Origin of the sequence: Inhella crocodyli (assembly GCF_004004565.1) — a bacterium.
Taxonomy (GTDB): Bacteria; Pseudomonadota; Gammaproteobacteria; order Burkholderiales; family Burkholderiaceae_C; genus Inhella; species Inhella crocodyli.
Genome location: NZ_SACM01000001.1, coordinates 382,078 through 408,918 on the forward strand (window position 1 = coordinate 382,078; position 26,841 = coordinate 408,918).

Annotated in this window: 22 protein-coding genes, 1 pseudogene and 1 other annotated feature; of the genes and pseudogenes, 15 read left to right on the forward strand and 8 right to left on the reverse strand. The window is 68.7% G+C overall.

What is annotated here, in order from left to right; all coding sequences use genetic code 11:
• The 3 genes from EOD73_RS01720 (at position 1) to EOD73_RS01730 (ending at position 2,010) form a co-directional block, all read left to right on the forward strand.
• Positions 1-1,143: a cupin domain-containing protein gene (locus EOD73_RS01720; RefSeq protein ID WP_310733051.1), complete on the forward strand. Its 1,143-nt coding sequence runs from the start codon at positions 1-3 to the stop codon at positions 1,141-1,143.
• The gene (locus EOD73_RS01725) at positions 1,113-1,634 is read left to right on the forward strand and encodes a hypothetical protein (protein ID WP_127680274.1); all 522 of its coding nucleotides are present in this window, start codon (positions 1,113-1,115) and stop codon (positions 1,632-1,634) included. Before EOD73_RS01720 ends, EOD73_RS01725 begins: the two co-directional genes overlap by 31 nt.
• 175 nt (positions 1,635-1,809) lie before the next feature.
• Positions 1,810-2,010, forward strand: a complete 201-nt coding sequence (locus tag EOD73_RS01730; RefSeq protein WP_127680276.1) for a hypothetical protein — start codon at positions 1,810-1,812, stop codon at positions 2,008-2,010.
• 172 nt (positions 2,011-2,182) lie between these two features.
• Here the strand turns inward: EOD73_RS01730 and bamC are convergent, their stop codons facing one another.
• Genes bamC through EOD73_RS01745 form a run of 3 tightly spaced genes read right to left on the reverse strand, consistent with a single transcriptional unit; the run spans position 2,183 to position 4,763 of the window.
• Positions 2,183-3,307, reverse strand: coding sequence for an NlpB/DapX family lipoprotein (gene bamC, locus EOD73_RS01735; protein WP_127680278.1), 1,125 nt, complete (start codon positions 3,305-3,307; stop codon positions 2,183-2,185).
• Positions 3,308-3,345: 38 nt separating this feature from the next.
• Positions 3,346-4,227 carry a 4-hydroxy-tetrahydrodipicolinate synthase gene (gene dapA / locus EOD73_RS01740; RefSeq protein WP_127680280.1) on the reverse strand — a complete coding sequence of 294 codons (882 nt, stop codon included), beginning with the start codon at positions 4,225-4,227 and terminating at the stop codon, positions 3,346-3,348.
• Positions 4,224-4,763 carry a class I SAM-dependent methyltransferase gene (locus EOD73_RS01745; RefSeq protein WP_127680282.1) on the reverse strand — a complete coding sequence of 180 codons (540 nt, stop codon included), beginning with the start codon at positions 4,761-4,763 and terminating at the stop codon, positions 4,224-4,226. The genes dapA and EOD73_RS01745 overlap by 4 nt, the downstream gene beginning before the upstream one ends.
• 56 nt (positions 4,764-4,819) lie before the next feature.
• On the opposite strand from EOD73_RS01745, the gene EOD73_RS01750 reads away from it, so the two are divergent.
• The 7 genes from EOD73_RS01750 (at position 4,820) to EOD73_RS01780 (ending at position 14,454) form a co-directional block, all read left to right on the forward strand.
• Positions 4,820-6,778 carry a DNA topoisomerase IV subunit B gene (locus EOD73_RS01750; protein ID WP_127680284.1) on the forward strand — a complete coding sequence of 653 codons (1,959 nt, stop codon included), beginning with the start codon at positions 4,820-4,822 and terminating at the stop codon, positions 6,776-6,778.
• 198 nt (positions 6,779-6,976) lie between these two features.
• Positions 6,977-7,999, forward strand: a complete 1,023-nt coding sequence (locus EOD73_RS01755) for a GNAT family N-acetyltransferase (protein WP_164845918.1) — start codon at positions 6,977-6,979, stop codon at positions 7,997-7,999.
• On the forward strand, positions 7,996-9,177 hold the full coding sequence (locus EOD73_RS01760) for a DegT/DnrJ/EryC1/StrS family aminotransferase (protein ID WP_164845919.1): 1,182 nt from the start codon (positions 7,996-7,998) through the stop codon (positions 9,175-9,177). The genes EOD73_RS01755 and EOD73_RS01760 overlap by 4 nt, the downstream gene beginning before the upstream one ends.
• Complete coding sequence (locus EOD73_RS01765; RefSeq protein WP_127680290.1) at positions 9,177-9,695, forward strand: GNAT family N-acetyltransferase; 519 nt, start codon at positions 9,177-9,179, stop codon at positions 9,693-9,695. The genes EOD73_RS01760 and EOD73_RS01765 overlap by 1 nt, the downstream gene beginning before the upstream one ends.
• A gap of 2 nt (positions 9,696-9,697) precedes the next feature.
• The gene (parC, locus tag EOD73_RS01770) at positions 9,698-12,031 is read left to right on the forward strand and encodes a DNA topoisomerase IV subunit A (protein ID WP_127680292.1); all 2,334 of its coding nucleotides are present in this window, start codon (positions 9,698-9,700) and stop codon (positions 12,029-12,031) included.
• Positions 12,032-12,041: 10 nt separating this feature from the next.
• Positions 12,042-12,323, forward strand: coding sequence for a DUF427 domain-containing protein (locus tag EOD73_RS01775; protein WP_127680294.1), 282 nt, complete (start codon positions 12,042-12,044; stop codon positions 12,321-12,323).
• 79 nt (positions 12,324-12,402) lie between these two features.
• Positions 12,403-14,454: a M13 family metallopeptidase gene (locus tag EOD73_RS01780; protein WP_127680296.1), complete on the forward strand. Its 2,052-nt coding sequence runs from the start codon at positions 12,403-12,405 to the stop codon at positions 14,452-14,454.
• 12 nt (positions 14,455-14,466) lie between these two features.
• Here EOD73_RS01780 and EOD73_RS01785 read toward each other — a convergent pair whose 3' ends face one another.
• The 5 genes from EOD73_RS01785 to EOD73_RS01805 form a co-directional block, all read right to left on the reverse strand.
• Positions 14,467-15,096, reverse strand: a complete 630-nt coding sequence (locus EOD73_RS01785) for a histidine phosphatase family protein (RefSeq protein ID WP_127680298.1) — start codon at positions 15,094-15,096, stop codon at positions 14,467-14,469.
• A 7-nt stretch (positions 15,097-15,103) separates the two neighbouring features.
• Positions 15,104-15,772, reverse strand: a complete 669-nt coding sequence (locus EOD73_RS01790; RefSeq protein ID WP_164845920.1) for a TVP38/TMEM64 family protein — start codon at positions 15,770-15,772, stop codon at positions 15,104-15,106.
• The gene (locus EOD73_RS01795) at positions 15,765-19,682 is read right to left on the reverse strand and encodes a non-ribosomal peptide synthetase (protein WP_127680302.1); all 3,918 of its coding nucleotides are present in this window, start codon (positions 19,680-19,682) and stop codon (positions 15,765-15,767) included. Before EOD73_RS01795 ends, EOD73_RS01790 begins: the two co-directional genes overlap by 8 nt.
• The gene (locus EOD73_RS01800; protein ID WP_127680304.1) at positions 19,679-21,475 is read right to left on the reverse strand and encodes a patatin-like phospholipase family protein; all 1,797 of its coding nucleotides are present in this window, start codon (positions 21,473-21,475) and stop codon (positions 19,679-19,681) included. Before EOD73_RS01800 ends, EOD73_RS01795 begins: the two co-directional genes overlap by 4 nt.
• Positions 21,476-21,553: 78 nt before the next feature.
• Positions 21,554-22,591 carry a quinone-dependent dihydroorotate dehydrogenase gene (locus EOD73_RS01805; RefSeq protein WP_127680306.1) on the reverse strand — a complete coding sequence of 346 codons (1,038 nt, stop codon included), beginning with the start codon at positions 22,589-22,591 and terminating at the stop codon, positions 21,554-21,556.
• Positions 22,592-22,646: 55 nt separating this feature from the next.
• Here EOD73_RS01805 and EOD73_RS01810 point away from each other — a divergent pair, with 55 nt between their 5' ends.
• From EOD73_RS01810 to EOD73_RS01830, 5 genes and pseudogenes are all read left to right on the forward strand, one after another.
• Positions 22,647-23,762, forward strand: a complete 1,116-nt coding sequence (locus EOD73_RS01810; protein WP_127680308.1) for a 3-deoxy-7-phosphoheptulonate synthase — start codon at positions 22,647-22,649, stop codon at positions 23,760-23,762.
• Positions 23,763-23,829: 67 nt separating this feature from the next.
• Complete coding sequence (locus EOD73_RS01815; RefSeq protein WP_127680310.1) at positions 23,830-24,279, forward strand: hypothetical protein; 450 nt, start codon at positions 23,830-23,832, stop codon at positions 24,277-24,279.
• Positions 24,279-25,181, forward strand: coding sequence for a DUF2145 domain-containing protein (locus EOD73_RS01820; protein ID WP_127680312.1), 903 nt, complete (start codon positions 24,279-24,281; stop codon positions 25,179-25,181). The genes EOD73_RS01815 and EOD73_RS01820 overlap by 1 nt, the downstream gene beginning before the upstream one ends.
• 294 nt (positions 25,182-25,475) lie before the next feature.
• Positions 25,476-25,978: pseudogene (locus EOD73_RS01825) on the forward strand (transposase family protein); the annotation flags it as partial.
• Positions 25,703-25,819, forward strand: a sequence feature (AL1L pseudoknot). (Overlaps the previous pseudogene by 117 nt.)
• 160 nt (positions 25,979-26,138) lie before the next feature.
• Positions 26,139-26,828, forward strand: coding sequence for a hypothetical protein (locus EOD73_RS01830; RefSeq protein WP_127680313.1), 690 nt, complete (start codon positions 26,139-26,141; stop codon positions 26,826-26,828).
• The last annotated feature ends 13 nt before the right edge of the window (positions 26,829-26,841 follow it).

A 26,841-nucleotide genomic window follows, 5' to 3' on the forward strand; every position in this document is an offset into this window, starting at 1 on the left:
ATGCCGATGAATCTGGATGCACCTCTCCCTTTGCTGGGCGGCCTGAGCCCCCAAACCTTCATGCGCCGCCACTGGCAGCGCAAACCCCTGTTGGTGCGCGGAGGGGCCGCCGGCTGGGCGGGCCAAATGCCGCGCCAGGCCTTGTTTGAATTGGCGGGCCGCGAGGACGTCGAGAGCCGGCTCGTGGCGCAGACCGCCAAAGGCTGGCAAGTTCAATCGGGCCCGCACGGGCGTTTGCCGCCGGTGAAGCGATCGGGCTGGACCCTGCTGGTCCAAGGCGTGGAAGCGCAATGGCCGGCGGCGCGAAGCCTGATGGACGCCTTCCGCTTCATCCCGGAGGCGCGCCTGGACGACGTGATGGTCAGTTGGGCCAGCGACGGCGGTGGCGTGGGCCCCCATTTCGACGCCTACGACGTGTTCTTGGTGCAAATCGCCGGTCGCCGTCGCTGGCGCATCGGGCGGCAGACCGACCTCTCGTTGCGAGACGACACGCCACTCAAGATCCTGCGGGACTTTGAACCCGAGCAGGAATGGGTCTTGGAGCCTGGCGACTGGCTGTACCTGCCGCCCCGCTGGGCGCACGATGGCGTGGCGGAAGGGGCGGACTGCATCACCGCCTCGGTGGGGTTTCGGGCCCCGTCGATGCTCGAGTTGGCCGACCAGTTGCTGCCCCGTTTGCTCGACCCGGAAGACGACGAGCCGCCCGGTCTGGGGCTGCGCTACCGCGATGCCGGCCAGGTGGCGACGCTCGCGCCCGCCGAGGTGCCGGAGGCCCTGCAAGCCTTTGCCCAGGAAGCGTTGCGGCGCGCCGTCAGCGACCCGCAGCGCTTGGCCCGGGCCCTGGGGGAGTGGCTGAGCGAACCCAAGGCGCAGCAAATCTTCGAAGGACGGTCCGGGGATGCCTCCGCTGGGGTTCGGCTGGCCCCGGCCAGCCGCATGCTGGTGGACCGATGGCACGTGTTCTTCAACGGCGAGGCCTACCGCGCGGGCGGCCGCGACGCGAAACTGATGGCGCGTTTGGCCCATGCCCGGACCCTGCCGGGCGCCGACGTGGCGCGATTGAGCGAGGGCGCGCGCGCCCTGGTGAACGACTGGTTGGATTGGGGGTGGCTGTGGCCGAACGAGACGACGTCAGCGTCCTGACCGAAGGGCGGCACGAGGGCCTGGGCGAATTGCGAGCCCTGCGCCGTGCGTTGATCTTGCAGGGCTGCGCCCAAGGGGCGCGGCGCATCCTGGCTTTGGACCCGAACTTTGCCGACTGGCCCTGGTCCGACCTGGACGTGTTGGAGGCCCTGGCGCATTGGGGCCGTGGCGGCGGCCGGTTGGAGATGCTGGCGCCGGATTACACGACCGCCGCACGCCACCAATCGCGCTTCGTCCAGTGGCGCTTGAAGTGGGACCACCTGCTGCGCATCGGCAGCTTCGAGGAAGGGGAGGCGGGCGCTGGCTGGCCGACCTCGACCTTGGTGGTGGTGGGCGGCGAGGGCGCCGGGGTGTTGCGGGTGCTCGACTTCGAGGCTTGGCGGGCCACTTTCAGCCGGCATGCGACCGATAGGCAGGCGGCTCTAGAGCAGTTTGATGCAATTGCACAACGATCCAGCCCCTCCTGGCCGCTCAGCACCGTGGGCCTGTAGTCAGACTCCATGAATACCCCCCTAGAATCGCTGGCTAGGCGTTGAGAGCGCTCGAGGTTTTCAACCCTTTGCTGTGCACCAAGGAATTGGGGTGCAGTGTGGCCATCCAGCCTTTTGGGTGGGTGGCTGCGAATCTACCGGTAAAAACGTTTTTTCTGTCTTCTAGAGGACCCCAATGAACAAGTCGATCCTGTTCGCCGCCTTGCTGGCCGCCGCCGCCCTGACCGCTTGCACCAAGAAGGAAGAAGCCGCTCCGGTCGCTCCGGCCGAAACCGCTGCTCCCGCTCCCGCTGCTTCGGAAGCCGCTTCGGCCCCCGCCGCTGACGCTTCGGCCCCCGCCGCCGCTCAAGCCGCTTCGGCCGCTGCCAGCAACTAAGCTGCAGGCACTTCGGCGCCCACTGGGCGCCGATCCCCAAAAAACCGCCTTCGGGCGGTTTTTTCATGCCCGCGTGGCGCTGGCCTGCGGCATGGTGTTGTGAATCCACCAAAGAAAACGGCCGAAACCCGGGGCGGGTTTCGGCCGTGGCCGTGTGGATTGGGGCGGCGCGTCAGCGAAGGTCTTGCTGCAACAGACCAAGGATGCGCTTGGCGATGTCGTCGGTTTGTTGCTGGCCCTGCGCGTTCTGCACCGTGACCACGGAGCGGTTGCCTTCGCTCTTGACCAACACGCGCAACTTCGCGGTGCTCGGGCCGTCGGTTTTGCCAAAGAGTCGGGCGAAGAAGCCCGGCTCTTCCTTGCCGGCCTTGTCGGGGTCGGCGTAACGAAGGAAGAAGAGGCCGGCACGGCGGTCGCGATCTTCCAGCGTGAAGCCATGGCGGTCCAGCGACTGGCCGACACGGCGCCAAGCGCGCTCAAAGTCTTCCGCCACCACCAATTCGTTGGGGACGCGGCTCAAGTCCAAGCGCTCGGGTTCCACGACGTTCGGCGTGGCCGCTGCGACCGTGGCCTTCTGCTCCGGCGTGGCCGCCGTCACTTGGCCGCCCAAGCGCAGCAGCAGGCGGCTGAGCATCTCGGCTTCCAGTTCGGTGTCGGCCGGGCGGGGTTGCCACACCGTCTGGTCCTTTTGGGTCGAGGTGTAGACCTCTTGCATGCCGCGGTGCGTGATGGTGATCTCGGTCGCGTTGCCGACGCGCTCAACGCGGGTGCGGAACTTGTCGCGCTCGCCCGTCGAGTAGAAGCCGTCGAAGATCGTGCCGATCGTGCGGCGGATGAAGTCTTTGGGCAGCTTGGCGCGGTTTTCCTTCCAGTCGGTTTCCATGACCCCAATGTCGGCCTGCTCGGCGGGCAGGTCGAAGCCCAGGTCGGTCCAGAACGCACGGCTGGTGGCCCACACTTGCTCGGGGGTCTGGCTGGTGCGGATGACGCGGACGCTGCCAACGCGCGTCAGTTCGGCGCCAGGCACTTGATTCACCGCCACCGTGGCCGCTGGTGCCTGCACCGCCCCGCCCGATGGGTTCTGCGCCAACTGGGCCGCACTGACGGCGCCGCGGCCCAAGGGGGCCTGGCGCTGAAGTTGCGTCAGGTCCGGGGGCACTTCCAGGCCGGTCGTCTGCTTGGCTTGACCGCGGTAGTCGACCTTGTCGCTGGTGAAGGCACCGTCAAAGGAACTGCAACCGGCCAAGGCAAGGGCCACGCTGAGGGTCAGGACGCGGGGGGCGGGGAAACGGGTCACAGAGGCGGTCCTAGCAGGAAAGAAAGCAAAAAAACGGGTCACAGCACGCCGGCTTCGTGCATCGCAGCATCGACCGCGGCTTGGCCAGCAGGCGTCAATGGCAAGAGCGGCAGGCGCAGTGCATTGTTGCAGCGCCCGAGGCGGTTCAAGGCCCACTTGGTGGGGGCCGGGCTGGATTCGACAAACAACTGCTTGTGCAGGGGCAAGAGGCGGAAGTGCAGGGCCGTGGCCGCCGCCGCGTCGCCCCGCATGGCCGCCACGCACAATTCGGACATCGCCTTGGGGGCCACGTTGGCGCACACGCTCACCACGCCCGAGCCGCCCATCAGCATCATGGCGATGGCCGTGCCGTCGTCGCCCGAGTAGATGTGGAAGCCCTTGGGGGCATGCTTGATGAGCCATGCGGCGCGCTCGATGTTCCCGGTCGCCTCTTTGACCCCGAACACCCCTGGCAATTCGGCGCACCGCAGCGCGGTTTCGGGGGCCATGTCTGCCACGGTGCGGCCGGGCACGTTGTAGAGCATCATCGGCAAGTCCACCGCCTCGGCGATGGCCTTGTAGTGCTGGTAGATGCCTTCTTGGCTGGGCTTGTTGTAGTAGGGCACCACGCTCAGGTGGGCATCGGCGCCGACCTGCTTGGCAAAACGGGTCAATTCGATGGCCTCGGCCGTGGCGTTGGCACCGGTGCCAGCCAGCACGGGCACACGGCCGGCCACGTGCTCCACGGCCACGCGAATGACCTCGCAGTTCTCGGCCATGGTGACCGTGGGCGATTCGCCCGTGGTGCCGACCACGCCGATGCAGTGGGTGCCTTCTTGGATGTGCCAGTCGATGAGTCGGCGCAGGGCGTCGAAGTCGATGCTGCCGTCGGGGTGCATCGGGGTGACCAGGGCGACGATGCTGCCGGTGATGGGTTTCATGGGTGACAACTCGAGGGAACGGGAGATTCTAGGAGGGGCTGCGCGTCGGCCAGCCGGCGCGCCGCAACGCGCTGGACCCGCGCGCCGTTGACCACGCCGTCTTCGTAGGCCAGCACGTGAAGACCTTGGCACACCGTCCAAAGCTCGCCCGGCCGCAAAAGGAAGTCGGGGTTGCGGGGGCGACCCAAGTGCTGCTGTCCATCGGCAAAGGTCTCGTGCAGGTACCAGCCCCCGGGGGCGACGCTGGCGAGCAACTGCGGAAACAGAGGGCGCCACAAGTAATGCGTGACGAGCACGATGTCGAACAAGCGTCCTGGCAAGGGCCACGGTTCGCCTTCCAAGTCGGCCTGGCAGGTCTCGACCTCGGGCGGCAGGCTGGCCAGCGCGTCGGCATCGCGGTCCACCCCCGTGACGCGCAGGCCGCGCGCGGCCAACCAATGGGCATGCCGCCCGTGGCCGCAGGCCACGTCCAGGGCCGTGCGACCGGGCGCCCATTGCGGGGCCCAGCGCTGAATCCAAGGGGAGGGGGGTGCCATCGGGCGGCATTGTCAGCCGGGCTTCCTAGAATCCGCCCCCTCTCACTGGGACCCCCATGGCAGTCACCCCCTCCAACGCCGCTTACGGCGAAGCCTCCATCCGCGTCTTGAAGGGCTTGGAGCCCGTCAAGCAACGGCCGGGCATGTACACCCGGACCGACAACCCGCTGCACATCGTCCAGGAAGTGCTGGACAACGCCGCCGACGAGGCCTTGGCCGGTCACGGCAAGCGCATCGCGCTGACCCTGCACGCCGATGGGTCCGTCAGCGTCGAAGACGATGGCCGCGGCATCCCCTTCGGCTTGCACCCTGAAGAAGGCGTGCCGGTGGTGGAGATCGTCTTCACGCGATTGCATGCCGGGGGCAAGTTCGACAAGGGCGCCGGCGGCGCGTACAGCTTCAGTGGGGGGCTGCACGGTGTGGGCGTGAGCGTGACCAACGCCCTGGCCAAGCGCCTGGAGGTGACGGTGCAGCGCGAGGGCCAAGTGGCCAGCATCGTGTTCAGCCACGGCGACGTGATCCAGTCCGTGAACGTGCAGCCGGGCGTGCCTCGCAAGCAAGGCACCAAGGTGCGCGTGTGGCCCGAGGCCAAGTACTTCGACAGTCCGGAATTGCCGCGCAACGAGTTGGTGCACCTGCTGCGCAGCAAGGCGGTGCTGATGCCGGGCGTCACCGTCACCCTGACGGACGAGAAGAAGGGCGAAACGCAAACCTGGCTCTACAAGGGCGGCCTGCGCGAGTACCTGCAGGCCAACCTCAGCGCCGAGCCCATCGTGGAATTGTTCGAGGGCGCGCACTACGCCAAGGCCAGCGACAGTGAGAACTTCGCCGAAGGCGAGGGCGCCGCTTGGTGCGTGGCCTTCACCGAAGAGTCGGCCAGCCAGCGAGAGAGCTACGTCAACCTCATCCCCACGGTGGCCGGCGGCACGCACGAGGCGGGCCTCAAGGACGGCCTGTTCCAGGCGGTCAAGGCCTTCATCGAACTGCACTCGCTGCTGCCCAAGGGCGTGAAGCTCATGCCCGAGGACTTGTTCAGCCGGGCCAGCTTCGTGCTCAGCGCCAAGGTGCTGGACCCGCAGTTCCAAGGCCAAACCAAAGAGCGTCTGAACAGCCGCGACGCGCTGCGCTTGGTGGGCGGCTACGTGCGCCCGGCCTTCGAACTTTGGCTCAACCAGCACGTCGAGCAGGGCAAGAAGCTCGCCGAGCTGGTCATCAAGCAAGCTCAAACGCGCCAGCGCGCCGCGCAGAAGGTGGAAAAGAAGAAGGGCAGCGGCGTGGCCGTGCTGCCGGGCAAGCTGACCGACTGCGAAAGCCGTGACACCAACCTGAACGAGCTCTTCCTGGTGGAAGGCGACAGCGCCGGCGGCAGCGCCAAGATGGGGCGCAACAAGGAGACCCAGGCCATCTTGCCTTTGCGCGGCAAGGTGCTGAACACCTGGGAGGTTGAGCGCGACCTGCTGTTCAAGAACAACGAGGTGCACGACATCGCGGTGGCCATCGGTGTCGATCCCCACACGGGCGCGGGCGACCTGAGCGGCCTGCGCTACGGCAAGGTCTGCATCTTGAGCGACGCCGACGTGGACGGTGCGCACATCCAGGTGCTGCTGCTGAGCCTGTTCTACAAGCATTTCCCGGGCATGGTCGCCGCGGGCCACGTGTACGTGGCCAGGCCGCCCCTGTTCCGTGTGGATGCGCCCGCCCGCGGCAAGAAGCCACCGCTCAAGATGTACGCCCTGGACGAAGGCGAGCTGACGGCGATCTTGGACAAGCTGCGCAAAGAAGGCGCCCGAGAGGGCAGCTGGACCATCAGCCGCTTCAAAGGCCTGGGCGAAATGAGCGCCGAGCAGCTGTGGGACACCACCCTGAACCCCGACACCCGGCGCCTGCTGCGCGTGGACGTGCCCGACTTGGCCGCGGCCGACGGCGTGCTGACCCAATTGATGGGCCGCAACGAGGCGGCAGCGCGTCGCGACCTGATGGAACGCTTGGCCGATGGCATCGAGATCGACGTCTGAGGGCGTCCGCGCCGTGACGGAAGTCTCGCTGTGCACCAAAGCATGAACGGCGACGCCAACCCAACCCGGGCGGTGCCTTCAGGACTTGGCGCGGCCGATAGGATGCCGGCCGTTGGAAATGCAAGCACAGGGAGAAGAGGGCGATCGATGGTGAGCCGGGCGGCCAAGGGCACGCTGGCCGCACGCGTCCTCGCGTCGATGAAACCAGGTGAACTCCGCTGGACCGTAGAGCCGGCCAGCTGCCTGCTGCACAAAGCGCAGCATTGGGACGAACTGAACCACCACGCTGGTGAGTTGCCCTTCTTGCGCACCGCCTTTTTATTGCCCTTGCTGGCCAGTTTCGGCAACGGGCATGAACGCGTCGCATGGGGATTCGATGCCGCTGGGCAATTGCAAGCGGCCGCGGTTTTGACCCGCGCCAGCGCTTGGCATTGGCACACCTTTCAGCCGTCGCAACTGCCTTTGGGGGCTTGGCTGCATCGACCTGGGGCGGAACTCCGCCCCTGCCTGCGCTCGCTGTTCCGTGCGCTTCCTGGATTCACCCTCTCTTTGGGCCTCACGCAGTTGGACCCTGCCTTCACCCCCCGAGTGGAAGGCCCGGCCATGAGTGGCGTGGACTACGTTGACACCGCTTGGTTGGCGGTGGAGGGCGACTGGTCGTCGTACTGGGAGTCACGCGGCAAGAACCTCAAAAGCAACCTGCGCAAGATTCGCAACCGACTGGAAAGCGAGGGCCTCGCGCTGCGCTTCAGCACCGTCACGGCACCCTCGGACATGGCCCGTGCCATGGAGGACTACGTCCGCCTGGAGGCGTCGGGCTGGAAAGCGGAGCAGGGCACGGCGATCGACGTGTCCAACGGGCAATCTGCGTTCTACGCACGCATGCTGCAAAACTTTGCGGCGACTGGGCAGGCCGAGTTGTGGTGTCTGCACATCGGCGACGACTTGGTGGCGATGGACATCAACTTGCTGCAGGGTCGAACCTTGGTGATGCTGAAGACGGCCTACGACACGGCGTTCAAGCAGTACAGCCCGGCCTATTTGCTAAAACAAGAAGGCTTTGAGCGCGAGTTCGCCCAGGGTCGCACGTCGCGCATCGAGTTCTACGGCAAAGTTCTCGAGTGGCACACCCGATGGACCGACCGCCGACGTCAGCTGTACCACCTGAACGTGGACCGATGGGACTGGCCGCGCCGCTGGCACCAGCGATTGAAGTCGTGAGCGAGCTCGCCTACCGGGTCTTTGATCCCTCGGGCCTGGGCTTCCCCAGCCCAACGGTGCCGGTGCTGCCTTGGTGGAGTGAGAGCGCACCCGCGCAGGTGCCCGGCCGCTTCGGCTTGATCGGCGCCGACCGCGCCCGACTGCACTACCGGCGAGGCCGCTATGCGCTACTCGAGGCCTACCGGCTCAGCGGCGTTGGACCCGAAGGCGCCTTGCTGGCCCCGGCCTACCACTGCCGAACCATGCTGGACCCGGCCCTTCGCCTGAGCGCGACGCTCCACCTGTATCCGCTGAACCCGGACTTGTCGCCGCGCCTGGAGGCGATTGACGCGATCGTGGCGGCCAGCCCAGTGCCGGTTCGCGCCATGTTGCTGACGCACTTTTTCGGGCTGCTGAGCGACGCCCGCGCCGTGGCGGCCTGGTGCGAGTCCCGTGGCATCGCCTTGGTCGAAGACTGCTCGCACGCCCTCTTCAGTGCCCGAGGGCTGAGCGACCGCTTACCCCCCGGCGCGGCGGGGCGCTTTGCCGTGGCCAGCCCTTACAAGCTGTTGCCGTGCGAGGAAGAAGGCTGGCTGATGGTTCGGCCGGGCGACACGGTGCCGGCCGATCCGAAGGGCGCCAGCCTTTGGCGCGAGTTGCGCTGGGTGCGCGACCTGTGGCAGCGCCGCGCCGCGGGGCTGCGCGGACGGGCAGCTTTGCAGGACCCCGCCTTGCCCAAGCCCGCGGACGACCCGCCCCCGCGCCGGATGATTCGCTCGGACCGGCCCTCGGCCCATTACGAAGAGGCCGACGAGGGGCAAGCGAGTTGCCGCTTGGCGCAGACCTGGGCTCGCCGCCAAGACCCCTCGGCCGCGGCCGAAGCTCGACGCCAGGCGTACCAAGCCTGGGTGCAGGCCGTGGCGGGTCTGGCCGGTTGCCGGCCCCTGCGGGACACCTTGTGCGACGACGAGGTGCCCTACATGTTCCCGCTGGTGCTCGAGGCGCCCGCGCGGCAGTTTCCGCGACTCAAGCGCCTGGGCCTGCCCATCTGGCGTTGGGACGACATGGCCGTGTCGGACTGTGAGGTGTCGCAGGCCTACAGCGAGGCCCTGATCCACCTGCCTTGTCACCAAAGCCTGAGTGGCGCCGAGCAATCCTGGCTGCACCGGCAACTGACGCGCGGCTTGGAGACGAACTGATGCCCCAGCTTCGACTGCGTCCGAGCATGCTGTCCGACTTGGACTGGGTGGCGTCGGTGGAGCAAGACGGCGCCAACCGCCCCTTCATCACCCCTTGGGAGCGCACCCAACACGAGGGGGCCATCCGCTTCCCCGATGCACGGCACTTCATCGTCGAAGCCGACGCGCGAGAGCGCATTGGTTTCGTGATCTTGCAAGGCTGCCGCAATCCGCATGGGTCGATCGAGCTCAAGCGGTTGGTGCTGCAGCGCAAGGGGCAAGGCCTCGGCCGGCAGTGCGTACGGCTATTGAAGGCCATGGCTTTCCAGCAGTTGAAGGCGCACCGTTTTTGGCTGGACGTGAAGGCGCTGAACGAGCGCGCGCACCGGCTGTATTTGAATGAGGGCTTCGTCGAGGAGGGTCGACTGCGCGAAAGCGTGCGCGTCACCCTGGACGGGGCGGACGGCTACGACAGCCTGATCGTGATGTCGATGCTGGACCGCGAGTACCAAGCGCGGGTGGCGATGGGACAAGAGTGAGCATGAGCACGCAAGAGACTTTGGATTTCAGCCCCGCCGGTGGCGGGAACGGATTGGATGGCGGCGACAGCCTGAGCCTGGGCGAGTACGCACAGCGCGCTTACCTGGAGTACGCGCTGAGCGTCGTCAAGGGCCGGGCCTTGCCGGTCGTGACCGACGGGCAAAAGCCCGTGCAGCGGCGCATCCTGTACGCCATGCTGCGCCTGGGCTTGGCCTGGACGGGGGCCAACGGCGCCAAGCCGGTCAAGTCGGCCCGCGTGGTGGGCGACGTGCTGGGCCGCTTCCACCCGCACGGCGACCAAGCCGCCTACGACGCCTTGGTGCGCATGGCGCAGGACTTCGCCCAGCGCTACCCGCTGGTGGATGGGCAGGGCAACTTCGGCTCGCGCGACGGCGACGGCGCGGCCGCGATGCGCTACACCGAAGCCCGCTTGACCCCGCTCGCCCGGCTGCTCATGGAGGAGCTGGACGAAGGCACGGTGGACTTCACGCCGAACTACGACGGCTCGACCGAAGAGCCCAAGGAGCTGCCAGCGCGCCTGCCCTTTGTGCTGCTCAACGGCGCCAGCGGCATTGCCGTGGGCATGGCCACCGAGGTGCCCAGCCACAACCTGCGCGAGGTCGCCGCCGCCGCCGTGGCCCTGCTCAAGCAGCCCGCGCTCAGCGACGACGAGCTGTTCACCCTGCTGCCCGGGCCGGACTTCCCGGGCGGCGCGCAGATCATTTCCAGCCCGGAAGAGATCCGCGCCGCGTACAGCACCGGCCGCGGCAGCCTGAAGCTGCGCGCGCGCTGGAAGGTCGAGGACCTGGCCCGCGGCCAGTGGCAACTCGTCATCACCGAGTTGCCGCATGGCGTCTCCAGCCAGAAGGTGCTCGAAGAGATCGAGGAGATCTCGAACCCCAAGGTCAAGACCGGCAAAAAGGCGGTGACGCCCGAGCAGCTGCAACTGAAGAACACGCTGCTGGCCGTGCTGGACGGCGTGCGCGACGAAAGCAGCAAGGACGCCGCCGTGCGCCTGGTGTTCGAGCCCAAGAGCCGCACCGTGAGCGTGGACGAGTTGACCCAGGTGCTGCTGGCGCACACCAGCTTGGAGACCAGCAGCCCCATCAACCTGACGATGGTCGGCCTGGACGGCAAGCCGGTGCAAAAGACCTTCCGCCAGGTGATCACCGAATGGCTGACGTTCCGCCAAACGACGATCGAGCGCCGCAGCCGCCACCGCCTGGGCAAGGTCAACGACCGCATCCACATCCTCGAGGGCCGGCAGCAGGTGCTGCTGAACATCGACGAGGTGATCCGCATCATCCGCAACAGCGACGAGCCCAAGCCGGCGCTGATCGAGCGATTCCGCCTCAGCGACCGGCAGGCCGAGGACATCCTCGAGATTCGGCTGCGCCAGTTGGCGCGGCTGGAGGCGATCAAGATCGAGCAAGAGCTGGCCGAGCTGCGCACCGAGGGCGCCAAGCTGGAAGAGATCTTGGCCAATCCGTCGTCGCTGCGGCGCTTGATGGTCAAAGAGATCGAGGCCGACGCCAAGCAGTTTGGCGACGAGCGTCGCACGCTCATCCAAGCCGAAAAGCGCGCGTCGGCGGAGCTGAAGGTGGTGGACGAACCGGTGACCGTGGTCGTCAGCCAAAAGGGCTGGGTGCGCGCCATGAAGGGCCACGAGGTCGACGTCAACGGCCTGGCCTTCAAGGCGGGCGACGGCCTGTATGGCACCTTCCCTTGCCGCAGCGTGGACACGCTGATTGCCTTGGGCAGCAGCGGCCGCAGCTACTCGGTGGCCGTCAGCACCTTGCCGGGTGGGCGGGGCGATGGCGCGCCGATGACCAGCCTGATCGAGCTGGAAGCGGGCACGCAACTGCTGCACTACGTCGCCGGGCCGGCGACGCAGAGCTTGGTGCTGGCGGGCAGCCTGGGCTTCGGGCTGGTGGCCACCATCGGCGACCTGACGGCCTCCAAGCGCGTGGGCAAGACCTTCTTGGCCCTGGAAAAGGACGAGCTGCCGCTGCGCCCGGCGCTGGTGTCGCCCGCGTTGCCGCAGCTGGCGGTCCTCAGCACCGAAGGCCGCCTGCTGACCTTCCCGGTCACCGAGCTCAAGCTGCAGCCCAAGGGCGGCCGAGGCCTGACCTTGATCGACCTGGAGGGCAAAGACCGCCTGCACGCCGTGGCCTGCTTTGCCACGCAGCTCAACCTGAGCGGCATCGCCCGCGGCAACAAGCCCAAGGACGACGTGTTGCGCCTGTCGGGGCTGGCGGCGCACGCCGGCAAGCGCGCGCGCAAGGGCAAGGACGTGGACGGGTTCAAGCAAGTCACCGGCATGACCGGGCAGTGAAGGGTTGGCGATGAAAGCGATTTGGAACGGCACCGTGGTGGCCGAAAGCGACGACACCGTCGTGGTCGAAGGCAATCACTACTTCCCCGCCAGCAGCCTGAAGCGGGAATTCACCACCTTCAGCAACCACCGCAGCAGTTGCCCGTGGAAGGGCCAGGCGCAATGGATGAGCCTGTTTGTCAATGGCGAGATGCTGCCGGACGCCGTTTGGTTCTACCCCGAGCCCAGCGACGCGGCCGCCGAGATCAAAGACCGCGTGGCCTTCGCGCGGGGCGTGCAGGTCGTCGACTGAGCGTGCTCGGTGCTTTCCCCTGTGGGGAAGGCACCGTCACGAATGGCAGGAGGGGAAAGCCCTGCCGACAATTGGGGCCATGAGCTTCCACCGCCCCACCGCATTGGCCCTGGCAATCGCCCTGGCCGCCCCCCTGGCCTCGGCGACCGACACGCCGCTGACGCAGCTGCCTTACACCCCCAGCCTCGACGTGCAGGCCATGGACCGCAGCGTCGACCCCTGCGAGGACCTGTACCGTTTCAGCTGCGGCGGTTGGATGGCCGCCAACCCCATCCCGGCCGACCAGTCGCGCTGGAGCGTGTACGCCAAGCTGGCCAATGACAACCAACGCTACCTGTGGGGCGTGTTGCAAGGTCTTGCCGCCCAGGCCGGCGGCAGCGCCGACCAGCGCAAGCTGGGCGACTACTTCGCCGCCTGCATGGACGAAGCGGCCGTGGAAGCAGCCGGGGCCGCCCCGCTCGCGCCCTGGCTGTCGCGCATCGACGCCCTGAGCGACCGGCGCGAACTGCCGGCGCTGATCGGGGCGCTGCAGCGGGCCTTCCGCACCGACGGTTTCTTGTTCGGTTACGGCGCCGGCCAGGACCTGGCCGACCCGGAGCGCGTGATCGCCTTCGTGACCGCCGGCGGCCTGGGCCTGCCGGACCGCGACGACTACCTGCGCACCGACACCAAGAGCCGCGAACTGCGCGGCCAGTACCGCGCCAACATCGAGCGCAGCTTCGAGCTGATGGGGCACAGCCCCGCGCAGGCCCAGGCCGCAGCCCGCAGCGTGCTGGCCACCGAGACCCTTCTGGCCAAGGCCCGTTTGACCCGCGTGCAGCAGCGCGACCCCTACGCCAGCTACCACCCGATGGGCCTGTCGGCACTGCAGGCGCTGAACCCGCAGTTCGATTGGCGCGCGTACCGCTCCGCCGTCGGGGCCCCAGCGCCCGAGGCGCACAACGTCAACGAGCCTCGCTTCGTGCGGGCCTCCTTGTCCTGGCTGGCCAAGGCCCCGCTGGCCGAGGTGAAGACCTACCTGCGCTGGCAGCTGGCGCGCAACGCCGCGCCGCTGCTGAACGAGCGCTGGCAGCAGGCCCACTTCGACTTCTACGAGAAGACCCTGCAGGGCACGCCGCAGCGCAAGGCCCGCTGGAAGACCTGCGTGCAACTGGCCGATGCCCAACTCGGCGAGGCCCTGGGCCAGGAGTACGTGGCACGCAACTTCAGCCCCGAGCTAAAGGCCAAGGTGCTGACGATGAGCGAGCAGATCGAGAAGGCCATGGCCCAGCGCATCCAGCAGCTCGACTGGATGAGCGCGGGCACCAAGGCCAAGGCCCTGGAAAAGCTGCACACCGTGGTCAACAAGGTCGGCTACCCCGAACGCTGGCGCGACTACGGTGCGATGGCGGTGTCGCGCACCGACTTCTTTGGCAACGTGCTGGCCGGCAACGCCTTCGAATCGGCCCGCGACCTGGCCAAGATCGGTCAGCCGCTGGACCGGGGCGAGTGGGGCATGACGCCGCAAACGGTGAACGCCTACTACAACCCCCAGATGAACGACATCAACTTCCCGGCTGCCGTGCTGCAGCCGCCGCTGTTCGATGCCAAGCTGGACGACGCGCCGAACTACGGCAACACCGGCGGCACCATCGGGCACGAGTTGATCCACGGCTTCGACGACGAAGGCCGGCAGTTCGACGCCAAGGGACGCCTCAAGGACTGGTGGGGCCGGGCCGATGCCAAGGCCTTCGAGAAGCGCGCGGCCTGCGTTTCGAACCAGTACGCCCAGTACACGGTGGTCGACGACATCAAGATCAACAGCAAGTTGACCTTGGGCGAGGACCTGGCCGACTTGGGCGGCTTGGTGCTGGCCTGGGTGGCCTGGCAGGCCCAGGTGCAGGGCCAAGCCCTGCCCAACCAAGACGGCTTGACGCCCGAGCAGCGCTTTTTCGTGGGCTTTGCCCAGTGGGACTGCAGCCACCAACGCCCCGAGGCCGCCCGCGTGCATGCGCGCACCGACCCGCATTCGCCCGGGCGTTACCGCATCAATGGCGTGGTGGTGAACATGCCGGAGTTCGAGAAGGCCTTCGCCTGCAAACCGGGCAGCGCCATGACCAAGCCCGACGCCGAACGCTGTCGCGTGTGGTGAGGGCTGGGGCGCTCAGCCCCCCTGGTCGTCCAGCGCGTCGCGCAAGTGCGCGTCCACCCCGAAGGCCACCACGCGCCACGCGTTGCCCTCGCTCACCAGCCAGTTGATGGCGGCGTTGGGCAAGGGCTGCTGGCGGGCGCTGTGCAGGTCTTGGCCCGTGGCCCAGCGCCACACCACGTCGAGCACGCCGCCATGCGCCACGGCCAGCACGGTGCAACCGGCATGGGCCTCGCGCAGGTCGGTCAGGGCAGCGCGCACCCGGGCGTCGAAGGCCTCGATGCTTTCGCCCCCTGGCGGCAGGTAACCGGGTCGGCGGGCGACCAAGGCCGCATGCAGAGCCGGGTGGGCCACGCGCATCTCATCGCGCGTGAGGCCCTGCACCTCCCCGTGGTGGCGCTCGCGCAGGCGCGGCTCCAGCCGCACCTCGCGCCCCTGGGCCACGGCCTGGGCCGTGTGCAGCGCCCGCTGCAAGGGGCTGCTGACGACCGCGTCGAAGGTCGTGTCGCGCAGCGCCGCGGCCAGGGCCTGGGCCTGTTGGCGTCCGCGGGCGTTCAGCGGGATGTCGGTCCAGCCCTGCATGCGGTGTTCCACGTTCCAGTCGGTTTCGCCGTGGCGCACCAGGCACAAACGAAGCGGTTTCATGGCGGCGTCACAGGGCGCGGACCCAGCGCCGAACCAGCAGGCTCGCGCCGAGCAAGAGCGCCAGCAGCCCACCCAATCCCGCCCAACCCCAGGCGCTGGGGTGCTGCAACTGGTGCAGGATGGCCGGCGCGGCCCAGGCGGTGACCAGCACCATGGGCAGCATGCCCAGCAGGTTGCCCAGCAGCAGGGCACGCCAGCGAATGCGCGTGCTGCCCAGCACCAGGTTGACCACGGCAAAGGGCGCGGCCGGCACCAGGCGCACGGCAATCACCGCCAGCAGGCCGCGGCGTTCGGCCAAGGCGTTCAAGGCCTGCACCCGAGGGCCGGCCCACTGGGTCACCGCGGCTTGGCCGAGGTGGCGTCCCAGCGCGAAGGTCAGCACCGCGCACAGGCTGGCCCCCAGCAGCGCCAAGGCCGCGCCGTGCCAGGGGTCGAAGGCCAGCACGGCCAACAAGGTCAAGAGCGACAGGGGGACCGCCAGCGTGCAAGCCAGCACGAAGCTCCCCAGCACCGCCGCCCAGCCCAGGCGTTGGGCCACGGCCTGCCAGGCCTCGATCAGGGGCAGGGGGGCCAGGTAGGCGCGGGCCGGGCTGAACTGCCACACCAAGGCCAGGGCGATCAGGCCCAAGGCCAGGCCCATCAACACTCGCAATCGCCGGCGTGCCGCGTCATCCATGGGCGGAAGTGTCGCCCGCGATGGTGGACGCTTCGTGACGGGCGCCCACGGCGCCCCGCAAGGCCATCGCCAGCGCTTGAATCCGGGCGGGTTCAAAGATGGAGCCGTGCAGGCCGGGCACCTCCTGCACGCGCAGGGTGGGGCCCACCTGGGCGCGCCAGGGGCCGAAGAGCCACCGTTGCCAACGCGCCAGCCCGCTGGTGCGGATGAGGGTGACGGGGCCCGGCACGGCGCCCACCCGGTGGTGGCGCAAGGCGAGCACCTGCAAGCGCAGGCCGGCATCGCTGAACATGGCACCCAGTCGACGTCCGTTCATGGTGAGCTCCTGCACCGCCAGGCGGCGCGAAAGCCAGCCGAGCAAGCGCCACAGCCAGGCTTGCCGGAACAGCCAACGGGGGTAGACCGAGTCGATCAGCACCAGGGCCTGCACCGGAGCCCCGCGTTCCTGGAGCAAGCGTGCGGTTTCCAAGGCCGCCACGCCCCCGACCGAGAACCCGGCCAGCACCACGGGCCGCGGGCCCTCGGCCTGCCGCACGGCCTGCACGTGGTCGGCATAGGCCTGGGCCAGCAGGTCCATGCGCGGCGCTGGCAGGTCGTGCGGTGGCTGCAGCATGGTCACCGCCAGGTGCGGGCTGAGCGCTTGCGCCAAGGCCTGGAAGCGCAGCAGGTCCCCGTGCCCGCTGGCCGCGAGGAAGAGCAGGGGGCACCCCGGGGCGTCCGACAAGGGCTGGGCCAGGCGAGCCGTTCCACGGGCCACCGCCGCCGGCAGCTCGCCCATCGCACCGGGGTCGCCCTGCGCCACCAAGGCCGCGGCCAATCGGGCCACGGTGGGTGCCTGGGTGAGCAGGCCCAGGCTGGGCCGCAGGCCCGTGCGTTGTTCGATGGCCGCCAGCCAGTCCAGGGCCGCCAGCGAGTCGCCCCCGCTGAAGAAGAAGTCGTCGTCCACGCCCAACTCCGGCTGGTGCAGCACCTGGCGCAAGAGCTCCTGCAAGGTGGCTTCGAGGGCGGTGCGGGGCGCGCGCGAGGGCGCCCGCGCGTCGCAGGGCGGCAGCGCCGGCGCGTCGACCTTGCCGTGCGGGCCCCGGGGCAGGGCGGGCAGCAGTGCCCAGCGACTGGGCACCAAGGCCTCGGGCAGGCACTGGCGCGCCTGGGCTTGAACCGCCGCCAGCGCGAGGTCGGCCGGGGCCAGCCAGGCGTGCAGCATCCAGCGATCGCCATCGGCCACGGCCTGCACGTGGGCCTCGGTCACGCCGGGCAGGGCGAGCAGCGCGGCCTCGACCTCGCCCGGCTCGACCCGCAGCCCGCGCAGTTTGAGCTGCCGGTCCCAGCGGCCGGCGAACTGCAAGCGGCCTTGACCGTCCCACCAACCGCGATCGCCGGTGCGGTAGCGTCGCGCGCCCGGTGTGGGCGCGTGCGGGTCGGGCACAAAGGCCGCGGCCGTGCGCTCGGCGTCCTGCCAGTAACCCTCGGCCAGGGCGCGGCCACCGATCCAGATCTCGCCCTCGGTGCCGTAGGGCAGGGGCTCGCCCTGGGCGTCGAGCACGTACAGCCGCGTGTCGTCGATCGGCAAGCCCAGCGGCACCGGCCCGGCGGGCGCCTCGCCGCGGCAGGGCCAGGCGCTGGCGAAGATGGTGGCCTCCGTCGGCCCGTACACGTTCCACAGCACGGCCGGCGTGAGTGCGGCCCAGCGCTGCACCAGGGTCGGGGGCAGGACCTCTCCCCCGCAACAGGCCAGGCGCAACGGCAGTCGCTGGCGCTCGGTGGGGGGCAGGGCCTCGATGCCGTCCAACAACCGGCGCAGGGTGGTGGGCACCAAGGCGGTGAACGTGCACGCGTGTCGGGCGGCAAAAGCCGCCAGGGACTCCGGTGCCACTTTGCCCGGCGCTGGCAGGGCCACGCTGGCGCCCTGGGTCAGGGGCAGCAGCAGCTCGATCAGGCAGGGGTCGAAGGTGAGTTGCGTGCCTTGCAGCGCCCGGTCGGCCGGACCGATGCCCCAGGCCCGGGCCATCCAAGCCAAGCGCCGGGCCAAGGCGCCGTGCGAGACGGCGACAGCCTTGGGCGCGCCCGTGCTGCCGCTGGTGAAGAGCAGGTAGGCGAGGTCGGACGCGGCGGGCCAGGCGTGCGGTGCGGCCGCCGAACGCTTGGGTTCCGCCGCGTTCTCGCCGTCCACGGCCAGCACCCGGGGGTGCAGGGCCTGCCAGCGCGGCAGGGCCGCCTGCGTGGTCAAGACCAGTGCGGGCTGGACCTGCTGCAACAACAGGCGCTGGCGCTCGTCGGGAGCATCCGGGTCCAAGGGCAGGAACGCCGCCCCCGCGCGCGCCACCCCCAACACGGCTTGCACCCAAGCCGCGCCCCGGGGCAGGGCCAGGGCCACGATGTGCTCGCCCCCCACGCCACCCAGACCCTGCACCTTTGCCGCCACCTCGGTGGCGCCCTGGGCCAAGGTTTGGTAGCTCAGGCGGCCGCCGTCCCACACCAGGGCCGGGGCCTCGGGCAGGAGCGCGGCCCGCTGGTAGAAGCGTTGAACGAAGGGCTCCACCTCGTCGAGTTGCGCCAGGTCCCGGTGGGGTTCGTCGAGCACCGCAGCCCGTTCGACCGCGTCCAGCAGGCGCACCTGCGACAGCGGAGCCTCGGGCGCCGCCGCGAGCTGGTCGGCCACGTGGGCCACGCGCCGCAAGAGCAGCGCCAGCCCGCGGGCGTCGTAGCGCTCGGCGCTGCCCTCGGCGACGGCCAGCAGCTCCCGCTCCGGGCCGAAATCGCACACCGTGAGGCTGAGCGGGAAGCGCGCCCAACCGCTGAACAGCTGCTGCGATTCGGTCAAGGTGGCGTCGCCAAATTGCAGCTGGTAGTCCTGGCGCTCGAAGCTCAGCAGCACATCGAACAGGCTGTGCCGGCCTTGGGCCAGCAGGTTCAAGTCCCGCGCCAATTGGCTGGCCGGGTAGCGGGCATGGCGAAGGCCAGCGTGCAACTGCGCGGCGATCTGGGCCATCAAGGCCCGGGGGGTGTCCTGGGGCAAGGGGCGCAAGCGCAGGGGCATGACGCCGACGTACATGCCGACCGCTTGGCGGTGGGCGCGCCCCAGGCGGTTGAGCGTGGGCACCCCGATCACCACCTCGTCCACCCCGGCCACGCGGGTGCAATGCACGGCCAAGGCCGCCAACAGGGTGGCAAAGGCGGTTTGCCCCTCCAAGGCGCCCAGGGCCGCCCACTGGGATTGCCGCGAGCGCGACCAGGGCTGCTGCGCCAAGCGGGCCCGCGGCAATTGGGCCTGCCATGCCGGGGGCACAAGCGGCGGGGGGGCGCTGGGGAAGCGGGCCTGCCAGTGGCGAGCATCGGCCGCCATCGCCGGACTGCCCGGGTAGGCCTGGCTGGCCTCGATGTGCTGGAGGTAGACCTCGCCATCCTCGGGCGGCGCGGCTTCCCCGCGGACCAAGGCGGTGTACAGCGCCGCCCAGCGACGCATGAACTGCGCCGTGCCGTAGCCGTCCATCACTGCGTGGTGGGTGAAGAGGATCAAACCGTGCAGGGTGGGATGAAAGGGCATCCAGCCCATGCGCCAGGGCACGTCGTGGGCCAGGTCCAAGGGCTGGGCCGTCCAGCGCTGCCACACGGCGTCCATCGCCTCCCAGGGGTGCTGCGGGTCTCCCGGGGGCAGGTGGACGAGGGAGGGGGCCTCGTGCTCGGGGGGCAGCAGGGTTTGGCCGGCGGTGTCCAGGGCGCGCAGGCGCAGGGCCACCTGCTCCCGGGCCAACTGCTGCAGCGCGCCTTGCAGGTGCGCGCCGTCCACCGGCCCGCGCAGCAGCGCAAAGCCGCCCAGCAGCAGGTGCGGGCTGTCGGGGTAGGCGCGCTGGTCCAGCAGCACCTCGCGCTGCGCCAGCGACAGGGCCAGGCGACGGGCGCCGACCGTCATCGGCCGCCGAAGGCCAGGCGGTCCCAGGCCGCGATGGCCTTGACCGCATACTCGTAGCCGCAGGCCACGATCTCGTCGGCCCGCTTGTAGGCCATCAGGGAGTACGCCGAAACCGGCGGTTCGAGGTAGAAGTCCGACAGGCTCACCGTCTTGCTCCGCTGCATCAGCCCCCCAAGGTGGCCGGCGCGGTACAGGATGTCGCCGATCCCGGGCAAAGACTGACCACGGCTCAAGGTGCTCCGCAACTTGTCCATGGGGCGCAGGTGGGTCTTGTCGACCGGTGCTTCCAGCGGCTCTTGCACGTCCACGTCGATGGCGATCACCGTGCCGTTGCCACGGCGGCGCTCCAACGGGGTGCCCAGACGCTGACGCATGGCCTCGACGGGCACGTTGTCCAAGATGGCGCCATCGACCAGCAACTCGCCGTCGTACAGCACCGGGGGCAGCAGTCCTGCAGGGCTGTTGCTGGCCAGCACGGCCCGCCACAAGGGGCCGTGGTCCAGCACGGTGGTGGCGGCGCGGCTGAGGTTGCAGGCGGCGGTGAAGAAGGGCGTCCACAGGCCGTCGACCTGGGCGTTGTCGCACAGGCGGCGAAGCCCTTGCTCCATGCGCCGGCCCGACAGCAGGGAGACCACGGGCAGGGTGGGTCGCTCGCCGTTGGCGGCAAAGGCCAGCACCCGCGCTTGGATCTCGTCCAGGCCGTAGCCCAGCGCCCACTGCGAGCCGATCAGGGCCCCCATGCTGTTGCCCCCCACCAAATCGATGGGGATGCCGGCTTCTTGCAAGGCGCGCAGCACCCCCAGGTGCGCGAAGCCCCGCGCCCCGCCGCCGCCCAGCACCACGCCCACGGCGCGACCGGTGAGCAAGCGCGCCAAGCGCCCAGTGTCTTGGGGGTGACCGGCACGGATGGGCAGCACCCGCTCGAGCCGACTGCGGTCTTGCCGCCAAGGGCGGGGCGACTGGGGCAGGGGGCTGTCCTCGGGGTGCACCAGCACCAGGTGCTGGCGTTTGAAGTCGAAACCCGGCTCCTCGCGCAAGCGACGCTCGAGGGGCCCGGGCAGCGGACTGGGGCCCGGGGTCGCGACGAACAGGATCTGGTCGGCCTGGCGCAGCGCCAGCCGCGTCCAGGCGCTGGCGCTGGGCTCGGCGTGAATCAGCAGCACCTCGGTCTGGCGGTCGTGCTGGTCGATGCGCAGCATGGCTTGGGCCACGTCCAATTCGCTGCTGGCCTCGCCGCTCGGCTCCAACAGGGCACAGCGCCCCTGGGCGCTCAGCACCTCGTGCAAGTGCAGGGCCAGCCGGTGGGCCTCCGGGCCGGCTTGAAGCGGCACGATGGCGATGGTTTGGGCGCGTTGGCCCTCGTCCAGCTGCTGGATGTGCCGCAGGTAGTGGTGCAGGGCCTGGGCGAACAGGCGGCTGAACACCAGGGGGTTGCCGCGCAGCAGGTGCTCGTAGCCCTCTTGGTTCAATTCGGCCACGACGGCGTCGCGCAGGGCGAACAGGTCGGCCGTGCGCGGCTGGCCCAGCATCAAGCCGGCCACGCCGGTGCACTCACCGGGGCAGAGTTCGTTGTAGAGCAGCAGGTCACCGCCGCGCCCATGGCGCGACACCCGCAGGCGACCGCTCAGCACGATGAACAGGCCGTCGGCCGACGCGCCTTCGGCGTACAGCTGATGGCCCGCCTGCACCCGGCGCACGCGCAACTGCCCGACCAAGGCCTGCCGGTCGGCGTCCGATAGGGCGCCGAAGAGCTTGCTGAGCCGCAGGACCTCGTGGACTTCGCTGGGGTTCATGGCCCCACTACGGTGACACAAGGCGCCGCCGCGCCGGCTAGGGTTGGGCCCTAACCCGGCCCCCCGGTTTGCGGCGGATCAAACGGACTTCAGGGCCAGGGCGGCCTCCCGCACCAGGGCCGGCCCGCGGTAGATCAGCCCGGTGTAGACCTGCACCACGTCGGCGCCCGCGCGGCGTTTGGCCGCGGCGTCGGCGCCGCTCATCACGCCACCCACGCCCACGATGGGGTAGCTCGCGCCCAAGGCGGCGCGCAGCAGCGCGATGACGCGATTGCTGGCCTCGCGCACCGGCGCGCCCGACAAACCACCCGCCTCGCCGGCGTGGCGGTGGCCGGCCACGGCCTCGCGGCCGAGCGTGGTGTTGGTGGCAATGACCCCGTCCACGCCGCAGTCGCGCAGGGTGCTGGCGATGACGCCGACCTGGGCTTCGTCCAGGTCGGGCGCGATCTTCACGAACAGGGGCACCTTGCGGCCCTGAGTAACGGCCAGGTGCTCGCGCCGGGCCATCAGCGCGTCCAACAGGGCCTTCAGGGCCTCGTCGCTTTGCAGGCTGCGCAGGTTGGCGGTGTTGGGGCTGCTGATGTTGACGGTGATGTAGTCGGCGTGTGGGTAGACGCCTTCCAAGCCCTTCAAGTAATCGCTGGCGGCGTCCTCGATGGCGGTGGCGGCGTTCTTGCCGATGTTCAAGCCCAGCACCCCGCCGCCCGCGCGGAAGGTTTTGGCGCGCTGCACATTGGCCAAAAAGGCGTCCAAACCTTCGTTGTTGAAGCCCAGGCGGTTGATGAGCGCCTCGTGCTCGGGCAGGCGGAACATGCGCGGCTTGGGGTTGCCCGGCTGGGCCTTGGGCGTCACGGTGCCCACTTCGATGAAGCCAAAGCCCATGGCGCCCAGGCCGTCGATGGCGCGGCCGTTCTTGTCCAGGCCAGCGGCCAGGCCGATGCGGTTGGGCAGCTTCAGGCCGGCCAAGGTCACGGGGTCGTCCACCCGTGCTTGCGCCCAGGTGCAGGCCAGGGGGGTGCGCTGGAAGCGCTCCAGGTTGGCCATCGTGAGCTCGTGGGCGTGTTCGGGATCGAGCGCAAACAGGGCAGGGCGGGCCAGGGCGTAGGGGAACAGCATGGGAGAAGGGCGGTCAAAGCGGCAACAATGGGCGGGATTCTCCCAGCCTGCCCCCATGAAACGATTCGACGACCCGACCCACGACCGCGAAGTGGGCGATGCCACCCAAGACGCCACCCGCACCGACGACACGCGCATCCGCGCCGTGCGTCCCCTGATCAGCCCTGCGCTGCTGCTGGACGAATTGCCCCCGTCGGAGCAGGCGCTCAGCCTCGTGGAGCGCACCCGGGCCGACATCGGCCGCGTGCTGCGCGGCGAAGACGACCGGCTGGTGGTGGTGGTGGGGCCGTGCTCCATCCACGACCACGACCAGGCCATGGATTACGCCCGCTTGCTCAAGGGCCTGGCCCAGGAATTGGGGGGCGAACTGATCACCGTGATGCGCGTGTACTTCGAGAAACCGCGCACCACCGTTGGCTGGAAGGGCTACATCAACGACCCCAACCTGGACGGCAGCTTCCGCATGAACGAGGGCCTGCGCTTGGCGCGCCAGCTCTTGCTGGACGTGACGGCCCTGGGTCTGCCCCCGGCCACCGAGTTTCTGGACCTGTTGTCGCCCCAGTACATCGCCGACCTGATCGCTTGGGGGGCCATCGGCGCGCGTACCACCGAAAGCCAAAGCCACCGCCAACTGGCCAGCGGTTTGAGCTGCCCGGTGGGCTTCAAGAACGGCACGGACGGCAGCGTCAAGATCGCGGCCGACGCCGTGTTGGCCGCCCGCAGCGGTCATGCGTTCATGGGCATGACCAAGATGGGCGCCGCCGCCATCTTTGAGACCCGCGGCAACGACGACTGCCACCTGATCCTGCGCGGCGGCAAGACGCCGAACTACGACGCCGCCAGCATCGACGCCGCCTGCGCCGCCTTGCGTGCCAGCGGGGTGCGCGAGCAGGTCATGGTCGATTGCAGCCACGGCAACAGCAGCAAGCAGTACGACAAGCAGATCGAGGTCGCCGAGGACGTGGCCCGTCAGATCGAGGCGGGCGAGCGCCGCATCACCGGGGTGATGATCGAAAGCCACCTGCAGCCGGGGCGCCAGGACCACGTGGCCGGCACGCCCAAATCGAGCTTGCGGCCGGGCGTCAGCCTGACCGATGCCTGCTTGGGCTGGTCGCAAACGGAACCGGTGTTGCGCCGTTTGGCCGCCGCCGTGCGCCAGCGCCGCGGATAAACCTAGGGGTCGGGCAGGGGGCGCGCTGGGTACATTTCGCGCACCCCGTGATCCCCGAGAACCTTCCATGTCCTTGCGCGCCTTGTCCGCCTTGCCCTTGGCGATGGCTTTGTCCCTGCCCGCCTGGGCCGACAGCTTCACCTCCAGCGCCGCGAGCCTGGCCTCGCAGTCGGTGGCGAGCCTGTCGGAGTCGGTCAGCGGCAGCAGCACCAGCTCTTCGGGCAACGACAAGAAGGTGGCGGCAGGCACCTACCGGGTGACCGAGATGGCGGCCGCGCCTGGCAAGACCGGCAAGTTGCAACTGCAACTGGTGCCCGTGGGCGAGGGCGGTCACCCCTTCGCGCTGACGCTGGACGCCCCCTTGGCGCAGCAACAGGGCTTGGCCGTGGGCAGCCTGCTGGACGTGCAGGCGCGCCCCTTTGGCGTGGCCTTCGCATTGGCCGCCTCCCCGCAGCCCTTCTTGCTGGCCTTGGCCGACGATTGGATGCGCGACCTCGACGCCCGCGTGGTGCGGTGATGCGCCGCTGGGGCCTGGCCGTGCTCGGCCTGGCCTTGGGGGCCAGCGCCTGGGCCAGCGGCCTCAGCCAGCGCTTTTGCGATGGCGACGCCAGTCGGCTCAGCACCGCCGACCAAGACCGCTTGCTGCGTTTTGCGGCGGTTGTGCGGGAGGAGTTGGGGCGTTCGTCGGCGCCAGTGGCCTTGATCGGCCGAGCGGGCTTGAACCTGGCCCGCTGGGGCGTGCGGTACAGCCACGCGGGGCTGGCGCTCAGTAGCCACCCGGACGCGCCTTGGACGGTGCGCCAGCTGTACTACGCCTGCGGCGAGGGCCGGCCTCGGGTGTTCGACCAGGGCGTGGCGGGCTTTGTCTTTGGCACCAACGACGCCGAACGCGGCTTCGTGTCCTTGCTGTTCATCGACGGCGAGGCGGGCGAACGCCTGCAAGCCCAGGCGCTGGACCGCGAGCAGGCGCTTCGGGTGCTGCACCCGCGCTACAGCGCCAACGCGCATCCGTTTTCGACGCAGTTTCAGAACTGCAACCAATGGGTGGCCGAGTTGATGGCGCTGGCCTGGGGGCCGCTCGATCCCTTGGAGCCTCCCCGCGAGGCGGCGCAGCGCTGGCTGCAGGCCTCCGGTTTTCAGCCGCAAGCGGTGTCCGCGGGCTCGCGGGCCTGGCTGTGGGTGGCGAGGGCTTTTGTGCCTTGGATCCATTTCAGCGACCACCCGAAGACGGATTGGGCGCAGGCCCAGGTGCGAACCACTTTGCCGGCCGACGTGGCCGCGTGGGTGCAGCAGCGTCAGCCCGAAACGCCTCGGGTGGAGCTGTGCCACACGCGCACGCAGGTGGTGGTGCGGCGTGACGGGCCGCCCTTGAGCGAGGCCTGCGAGGCGCAGGACGGCGATCGGGTCGTGCCGTTGTGAGCGGTGTCAGGACCGCGTGAGCCCAGTGCATGGCGGCGACAATGTGCATTATGTCAACCCGCCTGCGCCGGCCCCGGCCAGCGGTTGTCGGCTTGCGCCGCTCACTCAATCAAATTTGCCCATACTTTTCAATCAAATTTGATGATGATCGCGCGGGAAGAATTTTCCTCCTCTTCCCCCGGCATCACAACGTGAATCGCCCCGGGGTATCGCGGAGGCTCAACACACTGAGAGGATTGAGGCAGAAGCAAGTCGCGCTAGTGCTCGCCAGAAGTCCGTGAGCGCGCAGTGAGGATGGTGCAGGAGCACCGAGGGGAGTACCAGTCACTGTTGGCAGCCATCGAGTCCATGGCGCCCAAGGTTGGCTGTGTGCCGTAGGCCCTGAACGAGTGGGTCAAGCGCACGGAGGTCGATGCCGGTGTGCGCGAGGGCGTGACGACCAGCGAGGCCCAGCGCGTGAAGGAACTCGAACGCGAGGTGCGCGATTTGCGCAAGGCCAACGAGATCCTCAAGTTGGCCAGCGCGTTTTTCGCCCAGGCGCAGCTCAACAGCCGCATCAAGTCCTGAAGGGCTTCGTCGACCAACATCGCCAGCGCTTTGGGGTCGAGTCGATCTGCCGTGTCATGCAGATCGCCCCGTCAGCGTATTGGCGTCATGCTGCTCGCCAACGCAATCCGGCGCTGTGCTCGCTTCGCGCCAAGCGCGATGCAAGCCTGGTGCATCAGGTGCAGCGCGTCTGGCAGGCCAACATGCGGGTCTACAGGGCCGACAAGCTTTGGCGTCAGCTCAACCGCGAAGACTGGATGCGCTGGAGCTGGGCTACGTCCCGCCTGCCGAATTCGAGGCCAACTACCATCGACACCGCGCTGGTCATGCCGCGACCGCCTGACTTAAACCAACGAGCCTCCTCGATACCCGGGGCGATTCACCCGGGCTTCCCTCGTTGACATTATTCGAGTGTTCGGACAAGACTTCGGGCGCCTGAATTTCAGGCAATTCGAAACGGGAGAAGAGATGAAATATTTATCAATTGCGCGTCGCTCAGTCAGCGCAGTGGCGCTGTTTGCCGTTGCAACGCTCATCCCCCTGACTTCCAGCGCTCAGTCGAAGGTCGAAGAGCTGTTCATCGAGGGCACGAAGACCGATACAACGCTCACGATTGACGTCCAGATGGGCCCCAGCTGCCGGCAAACGCTCAAGGTTCAAGAAGGTGCGATGAATATCCTCCAACGCGAGGATGAAGCTCCCATTCGGTTTATTGTTCAACGGGCTACACCTGGCTCCTCTGATTTTCAGCTGCTGCCCATCGAGCTGACCGAACGCATGTACAAAGGCCGAAAGGTTCCCATGCTGAAGGTACTTCCGGCCGCGACCTGGGGAGCAACGACTACAGCCTCATTGCAAAGCAAGGGTGTCTCGGCTATGAACATCACTGCCGTACAGCCCCGGGTCAAGCGTGCGACCAGCAGCCTGACACCCGTCGCAGCATCAACTACCGTTTGCCCTGAAGAACCGTGTCTGACTCCTCCGAAGCCGATGCGGTGCTGCTACTACGTTTCATGCGAAGGCAAGCGGTTCAAGTTCTGCAGCTCCAGCGATGACGACAACACCTGCGGCGGTGATGGCTGCGGCGAGTGCTGCCTCTGATCTAACTGAATCA